The sequence below is a fragment of the Nocardioides panacisoli genome, assembly GCF_039537325.1.
Lineage (GTDB): Bacteria > Actinomycetota > Actinomycetes > Propionibacteriales > Nocardioidaceae > Nocardioides > Nocardioides panacisoli.
The window spans coordinates 120,399-144,260 of the sequence record NZ_BAABAH010000005.1 but is presented as its reverse complement, the minus strand read 5'-3'; the positions used below and the strand labels follow the sequence as shown (position 1 = coordinate 144,260).

Here is a 23,862-nt window from a genome sequence, read left to right as displayed (position 1 = left end):
ATCCCTTGATTGATGCGTCCGCCGGACGCGGGGTCGACATCGCGAGGAGGCTTTTGATGGTGAAGCGCAAGCAGAGCGCGCTGTTGGCGGTGGCGGGCCTCGGGCTCGCGCTCGCGCTGACCGCGTGCGGGGACGACGGGTCGGACAAGGGCTCGGACAGCAGCGGCGGCAGCAGCAGCGGCGGCGACGTCCAGGGCAAGATCGGCGTCATCCTCCCCGACACCGAGTCGTCGGTGCGGTGGGAGTCGGCCGACCGGCCCGCGCTCGAGGCAGCGTTCAAGGACGCGGGTGTCGACTACCAGATCGAGAACGCCGAGGGCGACGCGGACCGGATGACCCAGATCGCCGACTCGATGATCGGCAACGGCGTCACCGTCCTCGCGATCGTCAACCTCGACTCGGCGTCCGGCGCCGCGATCGAGGAGAAGGCCAACGCGGCCGGCGTCGCGACCATCGACTACGACCGGCTCACGCTCGGCGGCTCGGCGCAGTACTACGTCTCCTTCGACAACACCAAGGTCGGGGAGCTCCAGGGCCAGGGCCTGGCCGACTGCCTCGGTGACAAGTCGGCGAACATCATCTACCTGAACGGTTCGCCGACCGACAACAACGCCACCCTCTTCGCCGACGGCGCGCACAGCGTCCTCGACAAGATCAGCAACTACAACGTCGTCGGCGAGCAGGCGGTCCCGGACTGGGACAACGAGCAGGCCGCGACGATCTTCCAGCAGCTCTACACCGCTGCGGACGGCAAGGTCGACGGTGTGCTCGCAGCCAACGACGGTCTCGGCGGCGCCGCGATCGGCGTGCTCGACGCCAACGGCCAGGCCGGCAAGGTCCCGGTCACCGGCCAGGACGCGACCGTCGAGGGTCTGCAGAACGTCCTCGCCGGCACCCAGTGCATGACCGTCTACAAGTCGGCCAAGGAGGAGGCGGGTGCGCTCGCCGAGGCCGCCATCGCCCTCGCCACCGGTGGCGAGGCGGACACGACCGGCACCGTCCACGACTCCGACGGCAACCGCGACGTGCCCTCGATCCTGCTCGACCCGAAGTCCATCACCAAGGACAACGTGGGCGACGTGATCGCCGACGGTGGACAGACGTACGACGACGTGTGCACCGGCGACTACAAGAAGCTCTGCGACCAGGCGGGCATCCAGCCCTGATCCCAGGCTCCGGTGCCGTCCCTGCCCTGGGGGCGGGGGCGGCACCGGCACGAGTTTGTCGATCCGACCAACAATCAAGTGCAAGGCGATCACCGATGACACAACCCACCGAGGCCGCGCCCTCCTTCGCTCCCGAGGCGCCGCTGCTCGAGCTCAAGGGCGTCAACAAGAGCTTCGGCGCGGTCCACGTCCTGCACGACGTCGACTTCGCGGTCTACCCGGGCAAGGTCACCGCGCTCGTCGGTGACAACGGCGCCGGCAAGTCCACCCTGGTGAAGGTGATCGCCGGCATCTACGGGCGCGACAGCGGCGAGTACCTCTACGAGGGCAACCCGGTCAACGTCCACAACCCGCGCGACGTGGCGGCGCTCGGCATCGAGGTCGTCTACCAGGACCTGGCGCTCTGCGACAACCTGGACATCGTCCAGAACATGTTCCTCGGCCGCGAGCTGCGCACCGGTCCGGTGCTCGACGACGTCACGATGGAGACCAAGGCGCGCGAGACCCTCGCGTCGCTGTCCGTGCGCACGGTGAAGTCGGTCCGGCAGAGCGTCGCGAGCCTCTCCGGCGGCCAGCGCCAGACCGTGGCGATCGCCAAGGCCGTGCTCTGGAACTCCCGGATCGTGCTCCTCGACGAGCCGACCGCGGCCCTCGGCGTAGCCCAGACCCGCCAGGTCCTCGACCTGGTCCGCCGCCTCGCCGACCGGGGCCTGGGGGTCGTGCTGATCTCGCACAACATGAACGACGTCTTCGAGGTCGCCGACCGGATCACCGCGCTCTACCTCGGGCGGGTCGCCGCCGACATCCCCGCCGACCAGGTCACCCACAACCAGGTCGTCGAGCTGATCACCGCCGGCCGCTCCGGCGAGCTCGGCATCCGCAACGTGGCCACGGCCAGCATCTGAGAGGCAGACGATGACCGTCCAGTCCACCGACCCCGGCACGCAAGGCGTCGCCGACTCCGACTTCTCCGGCGACAACCGCCAGTCGGTGACCGTCCGCGACTCCGTCGCCGCCTACCTCAACCGGCTTCGCGGCGGCGACATGGGCTCGCTGCCCGCGATCCTCGGCCTGATCGTGCTGTTCGCCGTCTTCGCCACCCTGCACGACAAGTTCCTGACGACGTACAACATGGCGAACCTGGTGATCCAGGCCGCGTCGATCTGCGTGCTCGCGATGGGCCTCGTCTTCGTCCTGCTGCTCGGCGAGATCGACCTCTCCGCCGGTGTCGCGGGAGGCGTCTGCGCGACGATCACGGCGAAGACCATGCTCGAGTACGGCTGGGAGTGGTGGCTGGGTGCCCTCGCGGGCATCGTGGTCGGGGCGCTGATCGGGCTCGCCATCGGAGTGCTCGTCTCCATGCTGGGCATCCCGTCCTTCGTCGTCACCCTTGCGTTCTTCCTGGCGCTGCAGGCGGTGCCGCTGAAGATCATCGGCTCCGGCGGCTCGCTGCGGTACGACGACACGGTGCTGCGCGGTCTGTCGATCAAGAACGTCCCGGTCACCGCCGGCTGGATCGCCGCCGTCGTGATCGTGGTGGGGTTCGCCGCACTCGCCCTCTGGCGCTACCGCACCCGCTCGGCGAGGGGACTCGTCCACCAGCCGCTCCCGATCGTGCTCGTGCAGATCTCGGTCCTCGGCGTGATCGTGCTCGGCCTCACCGCGCTGCTGAACGAGAACCGCGCGCCGAACCCGCTGCTCTTCAACATCAGCGGGGTTCCGTGGGTGGCGCCGGTCGTCATCGCGCTCCTCATGTTCTGGACCTTCGTCCTCGGCCGCACCCGGTTCGGCCGGCACCTCTACGCCGTCGGTGGCAACGCCGAGGCGGCGCGCCGGGCGGGCATCAACGTCACGGGGATGAAGGTCGCGGCATTCGTGATCTGCTCGTCGATGGCGGCGGTGAGCGGCCTGCTCCTGGCCTCCTACACCGGCAAGGTGTCCCCCGGCTCGGGCGGCGGGAACGTGCTGCTCTACGCGGTCGGTGCTGCCGTCATCGGCGGCACCAGCCTCTTCGGCGGGCGCGGGCGGGCGATGGACGCCGTCGTCGGCGGCCTCGTCATCGCGACCATCCCCAACGGTCTCGGCCTCCTCAACCAGGCGAGCTACATCAACTACCTGGTGACCGGTGGCGTCCTCCTGCTCGCCGCGAGCGTCGACGCGATCTCCCGCCGCCGCCGCTCCAGCGCGGGCGTCTAGCGGCCACCATGCCGAGCAGCCAACGTGGCACCAACCAGGAAGCGGTCCGGCGCCACAACCTGGGTACCGTCCTGCGCCACGTGCACCGCACGGGGGAGATCTCGCGAGCGCAGCTGACGACCGCGATGGGCCTCAACCGCAGCACGATCGCCGACCTGGTCGGCGAGCTCGCCGAGCTCCGCCTGACCGAGCACGCCGAGCCCGGCGGCGGCGGCACGGCCGCCCGGCGTACGGCGGGACGGCCCTCAGCGGGCGTCCGCGTCGCGGACGAGGGGCCCTACGTGATCGCGGTCGACCTCGGCGTCGACCGGGCGGTCGTCGCCCGGGTCGGGCTCGGCGGGCGCGCCTTCGAGCGGGCCGAGGCCGCGATCACCCACGAGACCGAGGCCTGGCAGGTCGGCGCGTCGGTGGCAGCCCTGATCCGGCACGTCGTGTCGTGGGCACCCGCGGAGGCGCCGCTGCTCGGCATCGGGATCAGCGTCCCCGGCCTGGTGCGGCGCAGCGACGGGCTGGTCCGGCAGGCACCGAACCTCGGCTGGACCGACGTCTCGTTCGGCTCGATCGTGCAGGCCGCTCTCGACCTCGACGTGCCCGTCCGGCTCGGCAACGACGCCGACCTCGGTGCGCTCGCCGAGCACAACCGCGGCGCCGGCCTGGGTGTCGACGACCTCATCTTCATCTCCGGCAACGTCGGTGTCGGTGCCGGCATCATCAGCGGGGGCGCGCGGCTCGAGGGCGCCGTCGGGTACGCCGGCGAGGTCGGCCACCTCAACTTCGATCCCCGCGGGCCCGCCTGCCACTGCGGCAGCCAGGGCTGCTGGGAGACCGCCGTCGGCGCGCACGTGATCGCCGAGGCGCTCCGCTCCCCCGGGGACCAGGTGCACCGGCTCGGCGAGATCCTCGACGAGGTGACGACCGCGCCGCGGGAGCTCCGCCCGATCGCCACCGACATCGGCCGCGGCCTGGCTGCCGTCGTCAACGCCTACAACCCCAGCGTGGTGATCCTCGGCGGCTACTTCCGCCCGATGTACCGCCTGCTCCGCGCCGAGGTGAACGCCGGCCTGGCCGAGCGCGCGATGGCGCCCGCCTTCGAGTCCGTCCGCCTCTCCCTGCCCGGCCTCGGCACCGACTCCGTCCTCCTCGGGGCCGCCGAGAACGCCTTCGAGCCCGTGTTCGCGGACCCCGTCGCCAGCCTCGCGACCGCGGTCACCGACGCCCGCTCCCGCCTCGCCGGCTGACCGGGAGAAGGTCAGACCAGGTCCACCAGCCCGTCGAAGACAGCCGTGACGGCGCGCTCGGCGGCGCCGAGGGCCGCTGCCTCGGTGCCGAGCTCGCCGACCCGCAGCTCGGGGGGCTGCTGGACCGGGGCGGCCAGGGCGCCGGCGAGAACGGCCCGCGCAGGAGCGAGGACGAGCTCGCCGAGCGGCTCGAAGTAGCCGCCGAGGACCACGACAGCCGGGTCGAGCATCCCGGAGACGATCACCAGTCCGCGGCCGAGCAGTCGCCCGGTCTCCTCGATCGCGGCGCGGACGGCGGGGTCGGTCGCCGCCCGCTCGGCGAGCGACGCGGCGGTCTCCTCCGGCGTCGCGAGCTCGGCGGCCCCGCAGCGCGCCAGCAGGGCGTGCAGACCGACCGAGGCCTCCCAGCAGCCCGTACGGCCGCAGCCGCAGCGCGCCTCCGGCTCGCCGATCGGCAGGTGGCCGACCTCGCCCGCGAACCCGCGGGCACCACGCACCAGCCGGCCGCTCTCGACCAGCCCGGCGCCGATCCCCACGGTGCCGGTCAGGTAGAGGAGGTGGTGGTTGCCGCGCCCCGCTCCGTGGTGGAGCTCGGCGAGCGCGGCGCAGTCGGCGTCGTTGTTCACCCGCACCCGCCCGGTCCAGCCGAAGGCCCGGTCCACACGCTCGGCGACGCCCGTCCCGGTGATGCCGAGGTTGGGCGTCCACGCGATGGTGCGGTCGTCCTCGGCGATCAGGCCCGGTACGGCGACCGTCCCGCCGATCGCGCGCTGGCCCGCGTCCCGCACCAGGACGGCGACCTCGTCGGCGAGGGCGGCCAGCGCCTCCGCGACCGCTCCGACCGAGGCCACCGGCCGGGTCAGCTGCGCCCGCACCGTGCCCGACAGGTCGACCACGACCGCGGCGACGTACTCGACGTTCGCCTCGAGGCCGACGCCGACCGGGCGGCCGCCCGCGAGGGTCAGACGTACCCCGGGCCGGCCGCGGTCACCGCTGCGCACCTGCTCGTGCTCGCGTACGGCGCCCGCGTCCTCGAGACCCGCGACGATGCTCCCGACCGTCGCCTTCGCCAATCCGGTCCGGCCGGACAGCTCGGCCCGGCTGGCCGGGCCGTCGTGCCGCAGCGACCGCAGCACCGCGGCCGCGTTGCGGCGGCGGAGCAGCTCGGCGCCGGCGTTCTCAGCCACGGACCCCGTAGAGGTGCTCGAGGGCGAGCTGGTCCAGCCGCTCGAACGCACCGCCGCGCACCGCGATCGCCTCGATGTCCGGCAGCGGCCACTCCAGCAGCTGCTCCCAGCCCTCCCCCTCGCCCAGCGTCGGCACGGCGAGCTCGGGGACGCGCGCGGCCTCGAGGGCCGCCTGCACCTCGGGGTCGGCCCGGAACGCCTTCGCCTTCTCCCGCAGGATCAGGTAGTTGTCGATGCAGGCCTTCGCGGACGCCCACACCCCGTTCTCGTCCTCGGTGCGGGCCGGCTTGTAGTCGAAGTGGACCGGACCGTCGTAGCCGCCGGCGAGGAGGGTGTCGACCACCCAGAACGCGCCGCGCACGTTGCCCGCGCCGAACCGCAGGTCCTGGTCGTACTTCGGCCCGTTCTGGCCGTTCAGGTCGATGTGGAAGAGCTTGCCCTGCCACAGCGCCTGCGCGTAGCCGGCGGCCGCGTTCATGCCGGCCATCTCCTCGTGCCCGATCTCCGGGTTGACGCCGACCAGCTCGGGCCGGTCCAGCGTGGAGATGAAGGCGAGGGCGTGACCGATGGTCGGTAGCAGGATGTCGCCGCGCGGCTCGTTGGGCTTGGGCTCGATCGCGAACCGCAGGTCGTAGCCCTTGTCGGTGACGTAGTCCCCCAGCAGGTTGAACGCCTCCTGGTAGCGGTCCAGCGCCTCGGCGACGCCCTGCGAGGCGCCGTACTCGGCACCCTCGCGGCCGCCCCAGCACACGTAGATCTCCGCACCGAGCTCGGCCGCGAGGTCGATATTGCGCATCACCTTGCGCAGCGCGAACCGCCGTACGTCGCGGTCGTTGCTGGTGAACGCGCCGGTCTTGAACACCGGGTGCGTGAACAGGTTGGTGGTCGCGGTGGTCACGACCAGGCCGGTGTCGGCGAGGCCCTTCTTGAACCGCTCGATGATCCCGTCGCGGGTGGAGTCGTCACTGCCGAACGGGATCAGGTCGTCGTCGTGGAAGTTCACGCCGTAGGCGCCGATCTCCGCCAGCTTCTCCAGCGCGTGCACCGGGTCCATCGGCCCCCGGGTCGCGTCGCCGAACGGGTCGCGCGCCTGCCACCCCACCGTCCACAGCCCGAAGGAGAACTTGTCGGCCGCGGTCGGCGCGGGGATCTGGATGCTCATCGTCATGCCTCTCGATGTGGATGCGGTGTGGGTGCGGTCAGAGGTGTCGAACCCTCAGTTCGAGCACGTCGAGCCTTCACTTTGGTGCGGACCGAACTGACGCTTCGACGTGCTCCAAGTGAGGGTTCGACGGTGAGTCCCGGAGCGCCGCGTAGGCCGCGCGTACGGCGACCTGGGGGGCGGCGTCGAGGGTCTCGGTGCCGGCCAGCGGCCAGTCGGGCGGGGTGGCGGCGCCACTGAGCGCCCAGGCGGCCTGGCGGGCGGCGCCGAGGGCGACGTACTCCCCCGGCGGCGGGAGCAGCACTGGCCGGCCGAGGATCGCCGGCGCGAGCGCGCGGACGGCCGGGCTGCGGGTCGCGCCGCCGACGAGCAGCACCCGCCGGGGGCTCTCCGGGATCGCGGCGAGGAGGGCGTCGACGGCGTCGGCGAGCGCGCAGAGCATCGCCTCGAAGGCGGCTCGAGCCAGGTCGGCGCGGGTGGTGCGGGTCGTGAGCCCGGTCCAGGTTCCGGTGGCGTCCGGCCGGTTCGGCGTGCGCTCACCGCCGTAGTAGGGCAGGAACGTCACGCCGCCCGCGCCGGGCCGGGACTGCATCGCCAGCATCGCGAGGTGGTCGTGATCGACGCCGAGCCACTTCGCCTGGAGGTCGAGGATGCCGGCGGCGTTCATCGTCGTCACCATCGGCAGGAAGCCGCCGCTCGCGTCGGCGAACCCGGTCACCGTGCCGGTGCCGTCGGCGATGGGCGACCGGCTGACGGTCGAGGCGACTCCGGAGGTGCCGATCGACACCAGGACGTCGCCGGGCCGCAGGTCGAGACCGAGCGCGGCGCCCATGTTGTCACCGGTGCCGGCGGCCACGACCTGGTCCGTGACCGTGTGCGCAGCGACGGCCCCGGGCGCGACCACGGCCGGCAGGGCCGGCTCGTGCCCGAGGGCGGCCTTGGCGAGGTCGGGGCGCCAGGCGCCCTCGGCGGTCGCAAAGTAGCCGGTGCCGGACGCGTCGCCCCGGTCGGTGAACGCCGGGGTCCCGGGTCGCGCGGCGTGCCGGGAGACGTAGTCGTGCGGGAGCAGCACCTCGGCGACCCGGCCGGCGTTGGCGGGCTCGTTGTCGCGCAGCCAGCGCAGCTTGGTGGCGGTGAAGGAGGCGACGAGGACGCTGCCGATCGCGTCCGCGCACGCCTGCGCGCCGCCCATCTCCTCGATCAGGTCGCGCGCGGCCGCCGCGCTGCGGGTGTCGTTCCAGAGCAGCGCGTCGCGCACCGGTACGCCGGTCCCGTCCAGCGCGACCAGCCCGTGCTGCTGGCCGCCGACGGCGACGGCCGCGGCCCGGTCGATCAGCCCGGACGTCGCGTCGTCGAAGGCGGCCAGCCAGGCGCGCGGGTCGACCTCGGTGCCCGCCGGGTGGGGCGCGGTGCGGTGCGCGACGACGGTCCCGTCGTCGGCGTCGACGAGGACGGCCTTGGTCGACTGGGTCGAGGAGTCGACACCGAGGACGAGAGGCATACGACTATTTAGTACGAGTCTCGAACTAAAGTCAACCGCGCACCGCCACCAGGGCCGGAGGACCTGTCTGGCGGTGGGCTGCGCGGGTACGTTCGGGAGCACAGCCCCACCGACAAGAAGGAGACCCCGTGCCCACCAACGAGCCCGAGGACGGCGAGGTCTACGGCGACTACAGCGTCGACGACGAGGACCAGCCCGCGGCCGAGGACCTGCTCCTCGACGACGAGGTCGACGAGGCGGACCGGGGCTACTCGCCGCCGGAGAAGTGGTCCGCGGCCGAGGGCTACGGCAACACACCCTACGAGGAGGCGGTCGGCGAGTCCCTCGACCAGCGGATCGCGCAGGAGATCCCGGAGCCGGACCCCTACGCGGAGGCCGCGGAGGAGGACGAGCAGGAGTCCGCGGACGAGCACGAGGTCGGGGACCGCCGCGCGGGCCGCCTGGTCGACCCCGACGAGGGCTTCGGTGAGGACGAGGAGAAGGACCTGGTCGGCATCGACGTGGGGATCGACGGCGCCGCCGCCAGCGCCGAGGAGGCCGCGGTGCACGTGGTCGAGGACGACGCCGACCTCTGACCCCGCGATGAGTTCCGGCCGCCCCCGTGGTCGGCACCGGCATGGACGAGTGCCGGATCGAGGACGAGCGCATCCAGCGGGTGAACGGGGTCGACCTCTGCTCCCAGGCGTTCGGTGAGCCGTCGGACCCCGCGGTGCTGCTGATCGCGGGGCGGGACAGCTCCATGGACTGGTGGGAGGACGACTTCTGCCGGCGGCTCGCGGTCGGGGGCCGGTACGTCGTCCGCTACGACCTGCGCGACACGGGTCGCTCGACGACGTACCCGGCGGGCGAGCCGGACTACTCCTTCGCCGATCTGGTCGACGACGCCGTCGGCATCCTCGACGCACGAGAGATCGCCTCGGCCCACGTGGTCGGGATCTCGATGGGCGGCGCGCTCGCCCAGTGGCTCGGCGTCCTCCATCGCGACCGCGTCGAGAGCCTGACCCTGGTCGACACCAGCGGCGCGCTGCCCGGGATGCCCGACGACCTCCCGCCGCCCGAGCCGGAGCTGGCGGACTACTTCCGGTCCGGAGGACTGCGCCCGGAGGACGCGACGGACACCGCCGCCGTCGTCGAGCACGTCGTCGAGGGCCAGCGGGCGTTCGCCCGGGGACCGTTCGACGAGGACCGCTGGCGCTCCATCGCGACACGGGTCGTCCAGCGGATGCCGTCGGTGCCGGGAGGGCTGGGCAACCACGGCGTCATGCGCGACTGCCCGAGCCCGGACGCCGGCCTCGGCGAGATCACGGTGCCGACGCTGGTCGTGCACGGAACGGCGGACCCGCTGTTCCCGCTGCCGCACGGCAGGGCGCTCGCCCGGGCGATCCCCGGCGCGACCCTGCTCCCCCTCGAGGGCGTCGGGCACGAGGCGCCGCCACCGTCGACCTGGGACGTCGTCGTGCCGGCGCTGCTCCGGCTGACCGGCAACCGCTGACGGAGCCGCCCTGCACCGCCCACGGCAAAGTCGCCACCGCGGAGAGGATGCCGCCGTGGCCACGGGGTATTGCGGGTCTGGGCTTACGCAGCCCAGAAAGCGAGGAGGGAAACCATGGCATTCATCCTGTGGATCATCGCCGTCATCCTGGTGGTGGCAGGGATCGTGAGCTTGTTCAGAGGGCAGATCCTCTGGGGCGCGGTTCTGATCATCGTCGGCCTGCTGGTCGGGCCCGGTGGCGTCAGCATCTTCACCTGATCGTCGCTGAGGAGGGTGTCCTCGGGGAACCTGGTGCATCGTCGGCCGATGGGGCGTAGCGTCACGCGCACTTGACCCCCAGCCTCTCGGAGTACCGATGCATCTTTCCCGGCCCGCCGCGTTCGTCGCCGGCGTCACGACCCTCGCGCTCACCCTCCTCAGCGCCGGCGACCCAGCAGTCGCCGACGACAGTGCGCTCGAGCCGCACCACACGTTCACGATGGCGATCAACGCCGCCACCGGATCGGTCGCCAGCCCCGCCGCGGGGGCCGACATCCCGAACGTCGACTCGACCAAGAGCACGATCCGGAAGTACTACAACGCGGGCGCGGGCACGCTCCCCGACGGCACCCCGGCCAGCAACGGGATCGCGAACAAGGACAGCTCTCCCTACGTCACCGAGGTCGAGGGCATCGAGCAGAACCTGCTCGACTCGCTGCGCAGCACCGCGCGTCCCGGCCAGGTCGTCGTGTTCGACGCCGACGACACGCTGCTGTGGAACTACGACTTCGAGGACGCCGCGACCAACTTCGTCTTCGACCCTGCGAAGCAGCAGCCGTGGGTCGACAACGGGTGGTTCCCGGCGGTGCCCGGCATGGTCGACACCGTCGAGGAGATCCTGTCCCGCGGCTACGGCCTGTACGTGATCACCGGTCGCCCGGCGAGCCAGGAGGACGCGACGATCGCCAACCTCACCGACGACGGGTACGTCGACGGCCAGGGCGACCCGATCTTCGACAACGACAACGTCTTCACGAAGTACAACACCGCCGCCGAGAAGCCCGACTACATCGCCGAGTGCACGCCGGCCGGCAGCCGGTGCACGACGGTCCAGTACAAGGCCCAGACCCGTGAGCACATCGAGGACTCCACCAGCAGCACGATCGTCGCGAACGTCGGCGACCAGTGGAGCGACCTGTGGGGCGGGTACGCCGACCGCTCGGTCAAGATCCCGAACCCCACCTACTTCCTCGCCAGCCCCGACCTCGCCAACGCGCCGGCGTCGGACGCGGCGATGGTGCCGCCGTCGACGTACACGATGCTGCCCGACGGCTCGAGCGGTCTCACCGAGCCCGGTGACCACATCCCGAACATCGACCTGGTCCGCAGCGAGGTCCGCGCCTACTACGGTGCGGGCCCCGGCACCCTCCCGGACGGGACGCCGGTCAGCAACGGCATCGCGAACAAGTCGGCCTCGCCGTACATCTCCGAGATGACCGACAGCACCGCCACGTGGGCCGACCAGGTCGGCACCGAGTGCGCCGACGCCGTCACCGCGCACGACGACGCCGCCGCCGACCTCGCCGACGCCCAGGCCACCCTGGCCGACGCGCAGGACACGCTCGCGGCCGATCAGGCCACGCTCCAGAGCGCCCGTACCAGCCTGGACACGGCGAAGGCGCAGCTCGACGCCGCGAAGAAGCGGCTGGCGCAGGCGGACACCCCGAAGGAGCGCCAGCGCGCCCGCAAGGCCGTGCACCACTGGCGCCACGTCGTCGCCCATCGCCAGCTGGCCGTCGACGCCGCCCGTGAGCAGGTCGCGGCGGACCGCGCCGACGTCGCGGACGCCCAGGCCGCCGTGGACGCGATCACCGTGCCGGACCTCCCCGCCGCGGTGTTCGACGCCGACGACACCACGCTGTGGACCTACGACATGGAGGACGGGGACATGAAGTTCGTCTTCAACCCGACCCGCCAGAACACGTGGGTGACCAACAAGTGGTTCCCGGCCGTGCCGGGGATGGTCGACGTGGTCAAGGCCGCAGACGCGGCGGGCTGCACGATCATCGGCCTCACCGGCCGCGGGACCAGCCAGCAGGCCGCGACGATCGCCAACCTCTTCGAGGTCGGGTACGTCGACGGGGGCGGCGACCCGCTGTTCCTGGCGTCGAACTACTTCACGAAGCCGCCGTTCGCGGAGACGCCTCCCTACATCGACTGCAGCGTGGACGGGAACCCGGCCTCGTGCTCGACCATCGAGTACAAGTCGCAGACCCGCAAGCACGTCGAGCAGGACCTCGGTCTGGACATCGTCGCCAACTTCGGCGACCAGTTCTCCGACCTGAAGGGCGGGTTCGCGGACGCGACGTACAAGCTCCCGAACCCGACCTACTACCTGCCCTGACCTCTCAGGCGTCCCGGCCGCGCACGCGCGCGGCCGGGGCGGGTCGCACGCCGCCGTAGATGCCGCGGCGCACGATCCACGGGAAGAGAACCCGCCGGACCGACCACGCCGGGAACCGGAACGGGTGCCCGGACGGGGCGAACACCTGCAGCCCGTCCCGCTGGGGACCGACCACCGATCCCCAGCGGCGGCGCGGCGGGTCGAAGGACCGCAGCGTCCGCCCCGCGAGGTACGCGCGGATGTTGTGCGCCAGCATCCGGTCGGCCCGGTTCCGCGCCGACGAGCGCAGCGGGTCGGTGGCGGCGACGTCGCCGATCGCGAACACCTCGGGGTGGCCCGGCAGCTGCAGCGTGGGGAGCACCCGCACGAACCCGTGCTCGTCGAGCAGGTCGGCGGGCAGCCAGCCGGTGTTGGGCCGAACCTTCCCGATCGCCCAGACCACGGCGTCGGCGGCGATCGGCTCCTGCCCGGTCGTCCAGGTGACGGTGCCGGTCGTGATCTCGTCGGCGCCGAAGCCGGCGGGCAGCTCGGCGCGGTGACCGGCCCGGAGGTGCACGCCGGCCGCGACCAGGCGCCGGCGCACGTGGCCCCAGACACGTGGGTGGTGCCGCGGGAGCGGCCGGTCGCCGGGGTAGCAGAGGTCCACGGTCTTCTCGGGCCAGCGCAGCGCGATGTTGAGCGCGCTGCTCGCCGCGGCCGCACCACCGCCCACGACCACGACCGAGTCCGCCTTCTCGAGGCGGCGGTGGGCGTCCTCGAGGTCCGTGGCGACGTCCTCGTCGCCCTGCAGGTGCGGCCGCCGCCAGAAGCCGTTGGCGACGCCGGTCGAGATGACGAGGACGTCGTAGGGCTCGCGGGTGGTGGAGCCGTCGGCGCGCTCGACCTCGACCTCACGGCGGTCCGGGTCGAGGCCGGTGAGCGTCCCGTGCACGGTCCGCGCGGGATCGAGCCGGCGGTAGCGGTCGAAGGCGGTCCAGTACTCCTCCGCCCACTCCTCGGGCCGGGTGAGCCTCATGCCGAGCTCCTGGCCGCTGACCAGTCCCGGCTTGGCGGAGATGCCCACGACGTCGAGGTGCCGGGCCAGGTGGATCGCGGTCAGGGTGCCGGTGTCACCCAGGCCGGCCACCACGACCCGGGGCCCGGTCACGAGCCGACCCGGCGTCGGGGCGGGCGGGGCACCAGCATCGGCACCCTGTCGATGACGTCCTGGTAGGCCGGGCGCCGCTCGAGGCTGCGTCCCTCCATCATCGGGATGCTGGCGCCGAGGAACATCGCGACCATCGCCACCGTGCCGAGCAGGCACCACCACCAGTCGCCGGGCGAGGCGGCGATCCCGAACAGCCCGAGGGCGAACCAGAAGCTGATCTCCCCGAAGTAGTTGGGGTGCCGCGACCACGCCCAAAGGCCGCGGTCCATGACCTCGCCCGGACGCCGGTCGCCGGCGAACCGGCGCATCTGGGCGTCCGCCGCGAGCTCGAGGACGACCGCGCCGACGCCGACCACGACGGCGAGGGCGTCCAGCCAGCCGGCCGACCGGCCGGAGCGACCGAGGGCGACGTACACGGGGATCATGCCGAGGAAGACCTGCAGGGTGGGGATCAGGTGGATCGCGAACAGGTCCACCGGGAGCTCGAAGGAGCCGGCACGCTCGCGGAGCAGCGGGTAGCGCCAGTCCTCGTGGTGCAGGCCCGGCCAGCCGACGACCCAATTGACGGTCAGCCGCACGGCCCACAGCACGACGACGGCGACCACGAGGACCGTGCGCACGTCGTTGCCCGCGCCGTCGCTCGCGAGGACCCAGTAGGCCGCGAGGCACGGCGGCGCGACGCTCCAGTAGGCGTCGTAGAAGCTCGAGTTGTGGTGCAGGCGGCTCGCGACGAACACGACGAGGGTCGCCAGCACGTCGGCCACGAGCGCGTCGAGCCACAGGTGGTCGGTGCCGGGCCCCCAGACCAGCCACGCGGCGGCGACGCCGAGCGCGACGACGTACGTCGCGGTCACCCGCGCCAGCGACTCGCTCCGGCTCACCTGCCGAGCATAATGGAACGTGTTCTAGTTCTGCCGGGGTGTCGGGGATCAGATGTCCGGGTTGTTGCCGGTCGGGAGCTCGATGCTGATCGGGTGGCCCTCCGCCAGGTAGAAGAGCGCGCCGCGCCGGATGAACTCGTCGAAGGTCCAGTAGAGCTGGGGCGCGCCCGGGAGGATCGTGCCGAGCTCGCGCATCCGGATGAAGGCCGGCCAGCCGACCTTGATGGCCTGGTCCCAGCCCGGCTCGCGCGGGATCTGCAGCCAGTCGGCGATCTGGTCGCCGAGCGTGTAGCGCGTGAACGCACCGAGGAACGGCCGGGTGAACGTCCCGCCGTCGACCTCGGCGCCGAGGTCGAGCAGGAAGTCGGCCAGCGCCACCCCCTCCTCGGTCGGCGCGAGCACCGGGTCGAGGACCTGCGCCGCCTGGGCGTTGGCCTCGGTCCAGGTCGCGGGAAGGTACTCGTCCCGGATGCCGAGCAGGTGCCCGGTCACCTGCCAGGAGTGCAGGAACGCCGCTGCGTGCGCGGGGGCGATCGGCACGCGCCAGCGTCTCAGCTGCTTCATGACCGTGGTGGGCAGGCTGTGCCAGGTCACCATCAGGTCGCGCTGGCTGATCGGGACCCTCTCGTCGGCGACGCCCTCCCAGTGCGGCGACTGCGGCAGGAGGTGCCGCACGGCGGCGTGCACCAGCCGGGTCTTCACGCAGGTGACGACCATCTGGCCGCCGGGCTGGAAGGCGTTCGGCGAGCCGACGTCGTAGCCGAGCTTGGCTGTCTTGGAGATCCGGTCCTTCATGTCCGCGCCGCCGGCGGAGTAGTAGACCGCCCGCGCCTCGTGCGGGATGGCGGTGCTCATCATCCCGCTCGCGAAGCCGTAGGTGACGCCGAGGTAGGTGCCGCGCAGCTGGTTGAACCTCACGGCCGTGGCGAGCTTGCCGCGGTCGACCCAGGCGGGCAGCTGCCGCGCCTTCTCCATCAGGTCGCGCAGGTCGGCGGGCAGCCCGGCCGGGAGGGGCTGGTCGTTGGTCTTCCAGGTGCGCAGCAGCGCGTTGACCGCCGGTACGTCGCCGCTGTCGAGCACCGCGGCGACCACGGGGTCCGCCTCGTCGTCCCAGACCCAGCGCGGGTCCGTACCGGCTCCGCTGCCCACCACCGACCCGAGCGGCGACCAGGACCAGGCCGGCGCCGCGGTGGCGAGCGCGCCGACCGCCCCGAGGGCACCGCCCGTCGTCAACAGCCTGCGCCTGCTGAGCTCCGCCATCACGACCTCCAGATGATACGCTGATACACAACTTGTATCCTTGTATCACGCGTCGGCACGTCGGGCAACGTCGGAGGAGGAGCCATGGGCAGCGCAGCCGCCGCCGATCCCGCCCTCGCCGGGTCGCTCCTGGCGCGGGCGTTCAGCGAGGCGGTCGGGAGCACGGAGGGGCTCGACGACACCAGCTCCCGCATCCTCGACGCGGCCGCCGAGCAGTTCCGCCGGGCCGGCGTGCACCGCTCGACGATGGAGGACGTCGCCCGCCGGGCGAAGGTCTCCCGGATCACGGTCTACCGGCGGTTCGCGACCAAGGACGTCCTGGTGGAGCAGGTCGTGCGGCGGGAGTTCCGGCGCTACTTCGACCGCTTCCTCGCCGACGTCGCACGGGCGGAGACGGTCGCCGACCGCGTGGTCGTCGGGTTCGTGAGCGCGCTGCGGGCGATCCGCGGCAACCCGCTCATCGGTGGCCTGCTCGCCTCCGAGCCGGACCAGCTGGTGCCCTCGATGACCAGCGACGGCGGGGTGACCCTGGCGACCGTGCGAGAGTTCGTCGCCGGGCAGCTCCGCCAGGAGCAGCGGGCCGGCAACGTCTCCGGCGAGCTGGACGTGGACACGGTGGCAGAGCTGATGGTCCGGGTGTCGGGATCCTTCCTCGCCATCCCGAGCCAGGTGGTCGACGTCGAGGACGACGAGCAGCTCGCCGACCTCGCGCGGCGGTTCCTGGTGCCGATGCTGGAGCCGCGCTAGCCCGTCGGACCGGTCCAGCGGACCGCCAGGGCCGCGACGTCGTCGTCGCGGCGGTCGTCGCGCACCTCGTCGACCAGGGCCGCGAGCCGCTCGGCGGACAGCTCACCGCCGAGCGCGGGCAGCCGGTCCCGGATCCGCTGCAGGCCGGCGTCGATGGCCTCGTCGCGGCGCTCGACCAGGCCGTCCGTGAAGGCGAGCAGGGTGCATCCCGACGTCAGCGGCACCGACCGGGCGACCCGCTCGGCCGGGGTCACCCCCAACGGCGGACCGTCCGCGATCGGCAGCACGGTGACGGACCCGTCGGCCGCGAGCACCATCGGTGGCAGGTGGCCGGCGTTCACGAACGTCGCGGAGTCCGGGGCGAGGACGACGTACACGAGGGTGACGAGCTGGCCGATGTCGTAGGTCGAGAACAGCACGTCCATCTTCTCGACGACGACCTCCGGATCGGGGTCGACCACGACGTACGCGCGCACCGCCGCACGCATCTGCGCCATGGCCGCCGCCGCCTCGACGCCACGACCCATGACGTCGCCGACGAAGATCGCGAGCCGCCCGTCGGGGAGCGGGATGGCGTCGAAGAAGTCGCCGCCGACCTCGGTCCGCCCGGCGGGGGCATAGCAGCTGGTCAGCTCCCAGCCGGGCAGCTGCGGCGGCAGGTCCGGCAGCACGGCGCGCTGGAGCTCGTGGGCGACCATGCTGATCTGGCTGTGCAGCTGGGAGTTGTCGATCGCGACGGCTGCGCGGCGCGCGAGCTCCTCGGCGAAGTCGACGTCGGTCGGCGCGTAGGTCCGTCCCGACTCCGCCATCACCCACGTGATCGCACCGAGCACCCGGTCGCGGACGACGAGCGGCACGACCAGCGCGCTGCGCAGGCGGAGGGCACGGATCAGCCGCAGGTGCTCCTCGTCCTTGGCTGCGTCCTCGAGCATCTCGTCGCCGATCTCGGGCACCAGCATGCTCTCGCCGGACTCGATCACCGCCCATGCACCCTCCCCCGCCTCCTGGTCCGCGGGGTAGCGGCGCTCGAGGTCGATCGCCATCTGCACCTTCGTGGGGTCGACGTGCTGCACGGCGAGCCGGTGCAGGCGGCCGTCCTCGAGGAGGTCGACACCGCACCAGTCGGCGAAGCCGGGCACGGCCATCTTCGCCACGTTGCTCAGGGTGACGCCGTAGTCGAGACTGCTCGCGAGCTCGGCGCTGGCCCGGGCGAGGAACCGGGCTCGCGCCTCCTGCGCGGCGGCCTCCTCCTGCGCGCGGATCCGCTCGAGCGCCTGGGCGCAGGAGTCGGCGAGGGTGCCGATGAACTCCAGCTCCTGCTCGCGGAGGGACAGCTTGCCGGGGAAGGACAGCGTCACGACGCCGATCGTGTGCCCTGCCTTCAGCGGGAGCGCGACCATCGAGCGCTCGCCGTCCGCGGCCTTCTCGAGGTGGGGGTAGGCGGCGTCGATCGCGTCGCGGCCGGTCAGGAAGAGCGGCTCACCGCTGCGGACGACGTCGGCCGCAGGCGTGTGCGACGAGATCGGGTGCGACCGCCAGCGCTGGTCCGCCCCCGCGAGACCGCCCCGCAGCCCGGCGAGCACGAGCTCCTCCCCCTCGACCAGGCTGAGCGACGCCACGGTGGCACCGACCGCGTCGGAGAGGTGGGAGATGACGACCTCGGTGACCGTGCGGACGTCCTGCGCCGCGCCCAGCTCGGCGGCGACGCGAGCCAGCAGCGCGAGCCGGACGCTGAGCCGCCGGACCGCGTCCCGGTCGTCGTCGGGACCGGCCTCAACCGGTGCGCCCAGCAGGCAGAGCACGCCGGTGCTCCCGCCGGCACCGCGCAGCGGCGCACAGGTCACGTCCACCTCGCGCAGGGTGCCATCGGCTCCCGCGACCTCGAGCCGCCCGCGCCAGGTCGACCCTTCCGCGACCTGACCCAGGATCCGGTCGAGCTCGTCGCGGGCCCCGCCCGTCACCAGGTCGGGCAGCCACGCCTGCCGTCCGCCCGAGGCGGTCAGGCGACGGTAGAGACCCTCCGCGGCCGGGTTGACGTACTGCACCCGCCCGTCGACGTCCGCCACCAGCGCGGGCTGGTCCACCGCGTCCAGGTGGACCAGGTCGCCCACCCAGGCGGGAGCGTCGGGAAGCAGCACACGCAGATCATGGCAGTGCGGGTGCATCGCCGCAGGTCAGAGCCGGAAACTCACTCCCACTCGATGGTGCCCGGAGGCTTCGACGTGATGTCGACCGTGACCCGGTTGATCTCGCGCACCTCGTTGGTGATCCGCGTCGAGATGCGCTCCAGGACGTCGTACGGCAGCCGCGCCCAGTCGGCGGTCATCGCGTCCTCGGAGGTGACCGGCCGCAGGACCACCGGGTGGCCGTAGGTGCGGCCGTCGCCCTGGACGCCGACCGAGCGGACATCGGCGAGCAGGACGACCGGGAACTGCCAGATGTCGCGGTCGAGGCCGGCGGCGGTGAGCTCCTCGCGCGCGATGGCGTCGGCCTCGCGCAGGATGTCCAGCCGCTCGCGGGTGACCTCCCCGATGATCCGGATGCCGAGGCCGGGGCCCGGGAACGGGTGCCGCCAGACGATCTCCGGCGGCAGGCCGAGCTGCTCGCCGACCAGCCGGACCTCGTCCTTGAACAGGGTCCGCAGCGGCTCGACCAGCTCGAACTCGAGGTCCTCGGGCAGGCCGCCGACGTTGTGGTGGGACTTGATGTTGGAGGTACCGGCGCCGCCGCCGGACTCGACGACGTCGGGATAGAGCGTCCCCTGGACCAGGTAGCCGACCCTGGAGCCCTCCGGGGCGCTCTTGATGATGTCGACCTCGGCGGCCTCGAAGGTCCGGATGAACTCCCGGCCGATGATCTTGCGCTTGGTCTCCGGGTCGGTCACGCCGGCCAGCTCGTCCAGGAACTGCTTCTCCGCGTCGACGACCACCAGGTCGGCGCCGGTCGCGGCGACGAAGTCGCGCTCGATCTGCTCGGTCTCGCCCTTCCGCATCAGGCCGTGGTCGACGTACACGCAGGTCAGCCGGTCGCCGATCGCCTTCTGGACGATCGCGGCGGCCACCGCGGAGTCGACGCCGCCGGAGAGGGCACAGATCGCCCGGCCGTCCTCGCCGATCTGCTCGCGGATCCGCTCGACCTGCTCCTCGGCGATGTTGCCGATCGTCCAGGTCTGGCGGCAGCCGGCGATGTCCCAGAGGAAGTGCTCGAGGACCCGCTGGCCGTGCTCGGTGTGCAGCACCTCCGGGTGCCACTGCACGCCGGCGAGGCCGCGGTCGACGTCCTCGAACGCCGCGACCGGGGTGCTGTCGGTCGAGGCCAGCACCTCGAAGCCCGCGGGCGCCGCGGTCACGGCGTCACCGTGGGACATCCAGACCCGGTGCTCGGTGGGGATCCCCCCGAGCAGGGTGCCGGCCTGGGCGACGTGGACCGGCGTGCGGCCGTACTCGCGGAGCCCGGTCGCGGAGACCGTCCCGCCGAGGCCCTGGGCCATCACCTGGAAGCCGTAGCACATGCCGAAGACGGGTGTGCCGGCCGTGAACAGGCCGTCGTCGATGCCGGGGGCCCCTTCGGCGTACACCGACGACGGGCCGCCGGACAGGATGATCGCCTTCGGCTCCCGCGCCAGCATCTCCTCGATCGGCATCGAGTGCGGCACGATCTCGGAGTAGACCCGCGCCTCGCGCACCCTCCGCGCGATCAGCTGCGCGTACTGCGCCCCGAAGTCGACGACGAGGACGAGATCGTGGTCGTGCTCAGGCGCTGCCGTCATGGGTGGATCGTATCGGGGGTGGCCTGCGTGGCGACCGCGGCACAGGGGTCTCGATACGCCGGTCGCTGCCGCCTACGGGTCTCGATACGCCGGCCACCGGCGCTCGTTCCTCGCACCGGTGCGGCTACTCGACCTCCCGCGCTGATCTCCGGCCTCGCGGGCTCGGCCGGAGGCGCGTGAAAAAGCACCAGAGCCCGGCCGGGGAGGGAGGGTGGCCGGACTCTGGCTGTCCATGCAGCTGCTGGACAGTGCCTGGACCGAGCCCGGACTTCGGGAGGGAGCGTGAATTCCCGGGCTCGGATCGATCAACGACGTCCTGCGGGGCGGGTTACGCCGATCTGTTACATGTTCTCGAAGAAAATTTTGCCGATCAGGAGACGCCGACGATCGGCAGCCTGAGCGCACCGGGCGCCGCGTCGGGGACGACGGGCGCCTTGGGGGCCACCGGCTGGATCCTCTGGTACGCCGACCCGAGCGCGGGGCGGGTGTCGATCTCGCCCTTGTTGGGCCAGTAGGCCATGGCCCGCTCCGCCTGGGCGGTGATGGTCAACGAGGGGTTCACGCCGAGGTTGGCCGAGATCGCCGACCCGTCGACGATGTGCAGACCGTCGTAGCCGTAGAGCCGCTGGTAGGGGTCCACCACCCCGGTCTGGTCGCTGTCGCCGATCGTGCAGCCGCCGATGAAGTGGGCGGTCAGCGGGACGTTGAACGGCTCGCCGACGGTGCCGCCGGGCTTCCCGCCGAGCACGTCGGCCATCCGCCGCACGGCCTCGTTGGCGACCGGGATCCAGCTCGGGTTCGGCTCGCCGTGGCCCTGCCGGGAGGTCAGCCGCCAGCCCAGTCCGGGCAGCCGCTTGGCGCTGGTGATGATCGAGTTGTCGACGGTCTGCATGACCAGCGCGATGACGACCCGCTCCGACCAGTGCCGCAGATCGTAGAGGTCGAGGACGTTGGCCTTCTCCCGCCACATCTCCTTCAGCCAGGTCCGCCAGCGCGGCTCGGGGCCGCCGCCGTCGGTCAGCACCGTCTGCATCAGCGACATCGCGTTGGAGCCCTTGCCGTAGCGGACCGGCTCGATGTGGGTGACCTCGTCCGGGTGCCACGAGGAGGTGATGGCGACGCCGCGGGAGAAGTCGGTCCCGGCGCCCTTCGGCGCGATCGCGCCGAGGATCGACTCGGAGTTGGTGCGGGTCAGGTGGCCGAGCCGGTCGGAGACCTTCGGCAGGTCACCGGTCGCCTTGAGCTTGTGGAGGAGCTTCTGGGTGCCGAGCGCGGCGGCGGAGAAGATCACCTGCTCGGCGGTCAGCGTCTTGACCGCGGTACGGCGCGACAGCTTGGCCTTGGACCAGTGGGTGTCGACCCGGTAGCCACCGCCCTCGAGCGGCCGGACCCGGTCGACCGTGGTCATCGCGTGGACGACGGCGCCGTTCTGCTCGGCGAGGTAGAGGTAGTTCTTGACCAGGGTGTTCTTGGCGTTGTGGCGGCAGCCGGTCATGCACTCGCCGCAGTTGAGGCAGGTGTTGCGGGTCGGTCCGGCGCCGCCGAAGTAGGGGTCCTCGACCCGGGCACCGGCCTCCTGGTCGGGCCCGCCGAAGAACACGCCGACCGGGGTCGGGTGGAACGTCTCGCCGACGCCCATGTCGTCGGCGACCTTCTTCATCACCTCGTCGGAGGGCGTCATCTCGGCGTACTCGACGACGCCGAGCATCCGCTTCGCCTGGTCGTAGTAGGGCGCCAGCTCCTCCTTCCAGTCGGTGATGTGCGACCACGACTTGTCCTGGTAGAAGGGGTCGAGCGGCTCGTAGAGCGTGTTGGCGTAGACCAACGAGCCACCGCCGACACCCGCCCCGGCGAGGATCAGGCAGTCGCGGACCGCGTCGATCCGCTGGATGCCGTAGCAGCCGGCCGCCGGCGCGTAGAGGTACCGCTTGAGGTCGAAGGAGGTGTCCGCGAAGTCCTCGTCGGTGAACCGCGCGCCCGCCTCGATGACCGCGACCTTGTAGCCCTTCTCCGTCAGCCGCAGCGCCGAGACCGAGCCGCCGAAGCCCGACCCGATGACGATGACGTCGTAGTCGAAGTCGGTCATCACGCGCGGCCCAGCTTCTTCAGGGCGCGCAGGCTGAGCGTCATCAGCTTGGCGTGGGTCTCGGCCTTCATGCCGAAGTTCGGCGCGATCTTGAGCAGCCGCTGGGTCGCGACCGTCTGCGACTCGGTGTAGCGGTGGATGCCCTCGGAGCCCTGGCGGCGGCCCATGCCGGACTCGCGCATGCCGCCCATCGGGGAGTCGATGCTGCCGAACGCGGACGCGAAGCCCTCGTTGATGTTCACGGTGCCGCACTTGATGTGCTTGGCGATCGCGCGGGCGCGGTCGCCGTCGCGGCTGTAGATCGAGCCGTTGAGGCCGTACTCGCCCTCGTTGGCGCGCGCGATGGCGTCGGCCTCGTCGTGGAACCGGTAGACCGAGACGACCGGCCCGAACGTCTCGTTGCCGAAGCAGGTCATCTCCGGGGTGACGCCCTCGAGGATCGTCGGCTCGAAGAAGTACGGCGCCAGGTCCGGCCGCGCCCTGCCGCCGGCGAGGACCGTCGCGCCCTTGGCCACCGCGTCCTCGACGTGGGCCACCGCGGTGTCCAGCTGGTCCTTCGAGATCAGGGTGCCCATGTCGACCTCCCAGTCCAGCGTGGCGCCGAGGGTCATCGCCTTGGTGCGGGCGACGAAGCGCTCGACGAACCGGTCGTAGACCTGGTCGGCGACGAACATCCGCTCGGTGGACACGCACAGCTGGCCGGCGTTGGAGAAGGAAGCCCGGACCGCACCCTCCGCGGCGAGCTCGACGTCGGCGTCGCGCAGCACCAGGATCGGGTTCTTCCCGCCGAGCTCGAGGGAGCAGCCGATCAGCCGCTCGGCGCACTGCCGGGCGATGATCTTGCCGGTCGCCGTGGAGCCGGTGAAGCAGATGTAGTCGGAGCGCTCGATGATCGGCGTACCGAGCTCGCGGCCCGGGCCGGCCACCACGACCCACAGGTCACGCGGGAACCCGGCCTCCTCGATCAGCTGGGCGCCGAGCAGCGCGGTCAGCATGGTCTGCGCGTCCGGCTTGGTGACGACCGCGTTGCCGGCCATCAGCGCGGGCAGGCCGTCGGAGATCGCCATCGTCAGCGGGTAGTTCCAGGGCGAGATGATGCCGACCACGCCCTTGGGGATCCGGTTGTGGTCGACCCGCGTCAGCACCGGGATCACGCCGGACCGCCGCTGGGTGTCGAGGTGCTTGTGCCCGGTGCGGGCGTAGTAGCGCGCGGTGAGCGCGACGTGGGCGGCCTCGTCGTAGGCGTGCTTGCGCGCCTTGCCCGACTCCAGCGTGATCAGGTCGAGGATCTCGGGCGTCCGGTCCAGGACCAGGTCGTGCAGGCGCAGCAGCGCGGCCGACCGCTCCTCCAGCGACGTCCGGGCCCACGCGGCCTGCGCGACGCGCGCGCGGCGGAACGCCTCGGCGACGTCCTCCTCGCTGGACTGCGGGATGTTCGCCAGCGGCGCCTCGTCCAGCGGCGAGCTCACCGGCACGGTGCGGCCCGTGGTCGACACGATCCGGTCGGTCAGCGCGGCGACGTACTCGGGCTCGAGGACGTACGACGCGCGGGGGTCGTGCTCCGGGTCGTGCGGGCCGTCGGCGACGTGACGGCCGCCGACACCCTCGGGGTGGCCGGACTCAGAAGCGCTCATGGTCCGTGAGGTT

The 23,862-nt window shown here is 72.1% G+C and carries 19 protein-coding genes; 9 read left to right on the top strand and 10 right to left on the bottom strand.

The genetic code is table 11. From position 1 onward, the window contains the following. Nucleotides 1-56: 56 nt before the first annotated feature. From ABD709_RS09640 to ABD709_RS09625, 4 genes are all read left to right on the top strand, one after another. The gene (locus ABD709_RS09640) at nt 57-1,166 is read left to right on the top strand and encodes a sugar ABC transporter substrate-binding protein (protein ID WP_344774728.1); all 1,110 of its coding nucleotides are present in this window, start codon (nt 57-59) and stop codon (nt 1,164-1,166) included. 95 nt (nt 1,167-1,261) lie between these two features. After that, on the top strand, nt 1,262-2,071 hold the full coding sequence (locus ABD709_RS09635) for an ATP-binding cassette domain-containing protein (RefSeq protein ID WP_344774726.1): 810 nt from the start codon (nt 1,262-1,264) through the stop codon (nt 2,069-2,071). A 10-nt stretch (nt 2,072-2,081) separates the two neighbouring features. Then, nucleotides 2,082-3,362, top strand: coding sequence for a sugar ABC transporter permease (locus ABD709_RS09630; protein ID WP_344774724.1), 1,281 nt, complete (start codon nt 2,082-2,084; stop codon nt 3,360-3,362). A gap of 8 nt (nt 3,363-3,370) precedes the next feature. Further along, complete coding sequence (locus ABD709_RS09625; protein ID WP_344774722.1) at nt 3,371-4,600, top strand: ROK family protein; 1,230 nt, start codon at nt 3,371-3,373, stop codon at nt 4,598-4,600. A gap of 11 nt (nt 4,601-4,611) precedes the next feature. On the opposite strand, the gene ABD709_RS09620 is transcribed toward ABD709_RS09625, so the two are convergent. The 3 genes from ABD709_RS09620 to xylB form a co-directional block, all read right to left on the bottom strand. Beyond that, nucleotides 4,612-5,787: an ROK family protein gene (locus ABD709_RS09620; RefSeq protein WP_344774720.1), complete on the bottom strand. Its 1,176-nt coding sequence runs from the start codon at nt 5,785-5,787 to the stop codon at nt 4,612-4,614. Continuing rightward, a complete protein-coding gene (gene xylA, locus ABD709_RS09615) occupies nt 5,780-6,949 on the bottom strand; it encodes a xylose isomerase (RefSeq protein ID WP_344774718.1) in 1,170 nt (389 codons plus the stop codon). Before xylA ends, ABD709_RS09620 begins: the two co-directional genes overlap by 8 nt. A gap of 76 nt (nt 6,950-7,025) precedes the next feature. Continuing rightward, entirely contained in the window at nt 7,026-8,450 is a 1,425-nt protein-coding gene (xylB, locus tag ABD709_RS09610; RefSeq protein WP_344774716.1) for a xylulokinase, read from the bottom strand. Between the two features lie 128 nt (nt 8,451-8,578). Between xylB and ABD709_RS09605 the strand changes: the two genes are divergently transcribed. The 4 genes from ABD709_RS09605 (at nt 8,579) to ABD709_RS09590 (ending at nt 12,325) form a co-directional block, all read left to right on the top strand. After that, a complete protein-coding gene (locus ABD709_RS09605) occupies nt 8,579-9,025 on the top strand; it encodes a DUF5709 domain-containing protein (RefSeq protein WP_344774714.1) in 447 nt (148 codons plus the stop codon). Between the two features lie 26 nt (nt 9,026-9,051). Then, nucleotides 9,052-9,942 carry an alpha/beta fold hydrolase gene (locus tag ABD709_RS09600; protein ID WP_344774712.1) on the top strand — a complete coding sequence of 297 codons (891 nt, stop codon included), beginning with the start codon at nt 9,052-9,054 and terminating at the stop codon, nt 9,940-9,942. Between the two features lie 114 nt (nt 9,943-10,056). Then, the gene (locus ABD709_RS09595) at nt 10,057-10,200 is read left to right on the top strand and encodes a GPGG-motif small membrane protein (protein WP_344774710.1); all 144 of its coding nucleotides are present in this window, start codon (nt 10,057-10,059) and stop codon (nt 10,198-10,200) included. A gap of 97 nt (nt 10,201-10,297) precedes the next feature. Further along, nucleotides 10,298-12,325, top strand: a complete 2,028-nt coding sequence (locus tag ABD709_RS09590; protein ID WP_344774708.1) for an HAD family acid phosphatase — start codon at nt 10,298-10,300, stop codon at nt 12,323-12,325. Between the two features lie 4 nt (nt 12,326-12,329). Here ABD709_RS09590 and ABD709_RS09585 read toward each other — a convergent pair whose 3' ends face one another. From ABD709_RS09585 to ABD709_RS09575, 3 genes are read right to left on the bottom strand one after another with little or no spacing between them, the layout of a single operon-like run. Continuing rightward, nucleotides 12,330-13,472, bottom strand: coding sequence for an FAD-dependent oxidoreductase (locus tag ABD709_RS09585; RefSeq protein ID WP_344774706.1), 1,143 nt, complete (start codon nt 13,470-13,472; stop codon nt 12,330-12,332). Next, nucleotides 13,469-14,353 carry a DUF1295 domain-containing protein gene (locus ABD709_RS09580; protein ID WP_344774704.1) on the bottom strand — a complete coding sequence of 295 codons (885 nt, stop codon included), beginning with the start codon at nt 14,351-14,353 and terminating at the stop codon, nt 13,469-13,471. The genes ABD709_RS09585 and ABD709_RS09580 overlap by 4 nt, the downstream gene beginning before the upstream one ends. A gap of 48 nt (nt 14,354-14,401) precedes the next feature. Next, a complete protein-coding gene (locus ABD709_RS09575; protein WP_344774702.1) occupies nt 14,402-15,613 on the bottom strand; it encodes an oxygenase MpaB family protein in 1,212 nt (403 codons plus the stop codon). 84 nt (nt 15,614-15,697) lie between these two features. Between ABD709_RS09575 and ABD709_RS09570 the strand changes: the two genes are divergently transcribed. Beyond that, nucleotides 15,698-16,360 (top strand): TetR/AcrR family transcriptional regulator, encoded by a 663-nt coding sequence (locus tag ABD709_RS09570; protein ID WP_344774700.1) that lies wholly within the window; start codon nt 15,698-15,700, stop codon nt 16,358-16,360. Here ABD709_RS09570 and ABD709_RS09565 read toward each other — a convergent pair. The 4 genes from ABD709_RS09565 to ABD709_RS09550 all read right to left on the bottom strand — a co-directional run bounded on the left by ABD709_RS09565 (nt 16,357) and on the right by ABD709_RS09550 (nt 23,849). Continuing rightward, nucleotides 16,357-18,498 (bottom strand): SpoIIE family protein phosphatase, encoded by a 2,142-nt coding sequence (locus tag ABD709_RS09565; protein WP_344774698.1) that lies wholly within the window; start codon nt 18,496-18,498, stop codon nt 16,357-16,359. The genes ABD709_RS09570 and ABD709_RS09565 overlap by 4 nt on opposite strands. A gap of 50 nt (nt 18,499-18,548) precedes the next feature. Then, nucleotides 18,549-20,129: a glutamine-hydrolyzing GMP synthase gene (gene guaA, locus ABD709_RS09560; protein WP_344774696.1), complete on the bottom strand. Its 1,581-nt coding sequence runs from the start codon at nt 20,127-20,129 to the stop codon at nt 18,549-18,551. 370 nt (nt 20,130-20,499) lie between these two features. Continuing rightward, nucleotides 20,500-22,215 (bottom strand): GMC oxidoreductase, encoded by a 1,716-nt coding sequence (locus ABD709_RS09555; RefSeq protein WP_344774694.1) that lies wholly within the window; start codon nt 22,213-22,215, stop codon nt 20,500-20,502. After that, nucleotides 22,215-23,849 (bottom strand): succinic semialdehyde dehydrogenase, encoded by a 1,635-nt coding sequence (locus tag ABD709_RS09550; protein WP_344774692.1) that lies wholly within the window; start codon nt 23,847-23,849, stop codon nt 22,215-22,217. Before ABD709_RS09550 ends, ABD709_RS09555 begins: the two co-directional genes overlap by 1 nt. Between the last annotated feature and the right edge of the window lie 13 nt (nt 23,850-23,862).

What these genes read in the sequence shown, in the direction of transcription:
- guaA (WP_344774696.1), bottom strand. Translation starts at nt 20,129, where the DNA reads ATGACGGCAGCGCCTGAGCACGACCACGATCTCGTCCTCGTCGTCGAC.
- ABD709_RS09590 (WP_344774708.1), top strand. Translation starts at nt 10,298, where the DNA reads ATGCATCTTTCCCGGCCCGCCGCGTTCGTCGCCGGCGTCACGACCCTC.
- ABD709_RS09575 (WP_344774702.1), bottom strand. Translation starts at nt 15,613, where the DNA reads ATGGCGGAGCTCAGCAGGCGCAGGCTGTTGACGACGGGCGGTGCCCTC.
- ABD709_RS09550 (WP_344774692.1), bottom strand. Translation starts at nt 23,849, where the DNA reads ATGAGCGCTTCTGAGTCCGGCCACCCCGAGGGTGTCGGCGGCCGTCAC.
- ABD709_RS09625 (WP_344774722.1), top strand. Translation starts at nt 3,371, where the DNA reads ATGCCGAGCAGCCAACGTGGCACCAACCAGGAAGCGGTCCGGCGCCAC.
- ABD709_RS09595 (WP_344774710.1), top strand. Translation starts at nt 10,057, where the DNA reads ATGGCATTCATCCTGTGGATCATCGCCGTCATCCTGGTGGTGGCAGGG.
- xylA (WP_344774718.1), bottom strand. Translation starts at nt 6,949, where the DNA reads ATGAGCATCCAGATCCCCGCGCCGACCGCGGCCGACAAGTTCTCCTTC.
- ABD709_RS09630 (WP_344774724.1), top strand. Translation starts at nt 2,082, where the DNA reads ATGACCGTCCAGTCCACCGACCCCGGCACGCAAGGCGTCGCCGACTCC.
- ABD709_RS09640 (WP_344774728.1), top strand. Translation starts at nt 57, where the DNA reads ATGGTGAAGCGCAAGCAGAGCGCGCTGTTGGCGGTGGCGGGCCTCGGG.
- ABD709_RS09635 (WP_344774726.1), top strand. Translation starts at nt 1,262, where the DNA reads ATGACACAACCCACCGAGGCCGCGCCCTCCTTCGCTCCCGAGGCGCCG.
- ABD709_RS09555 (WP_344774694.1), bottom strand. Translation starts at nt 22,215, where the DNA reads ATGACCGACTTCGACTACGACGTCATCGTCATCGGGTCGGGCTTCGGC.
- ABD709_RS09570 (WP_344774700.1), top strand. Translation starts at nt 15,698, where the DNA reads ATGGGCAGCGCAGCCGCCGCCGATCCCGCCCTCGCCGGGTCGCTCCTG.
- xylB (WP_344774716.1), bottom strand. Translation starts at nt 8,450, where the DNA reads ATGCCTCTCGTCCTCGGTGTCGACTCCTCGACCCAGTCGACCAAGGCC.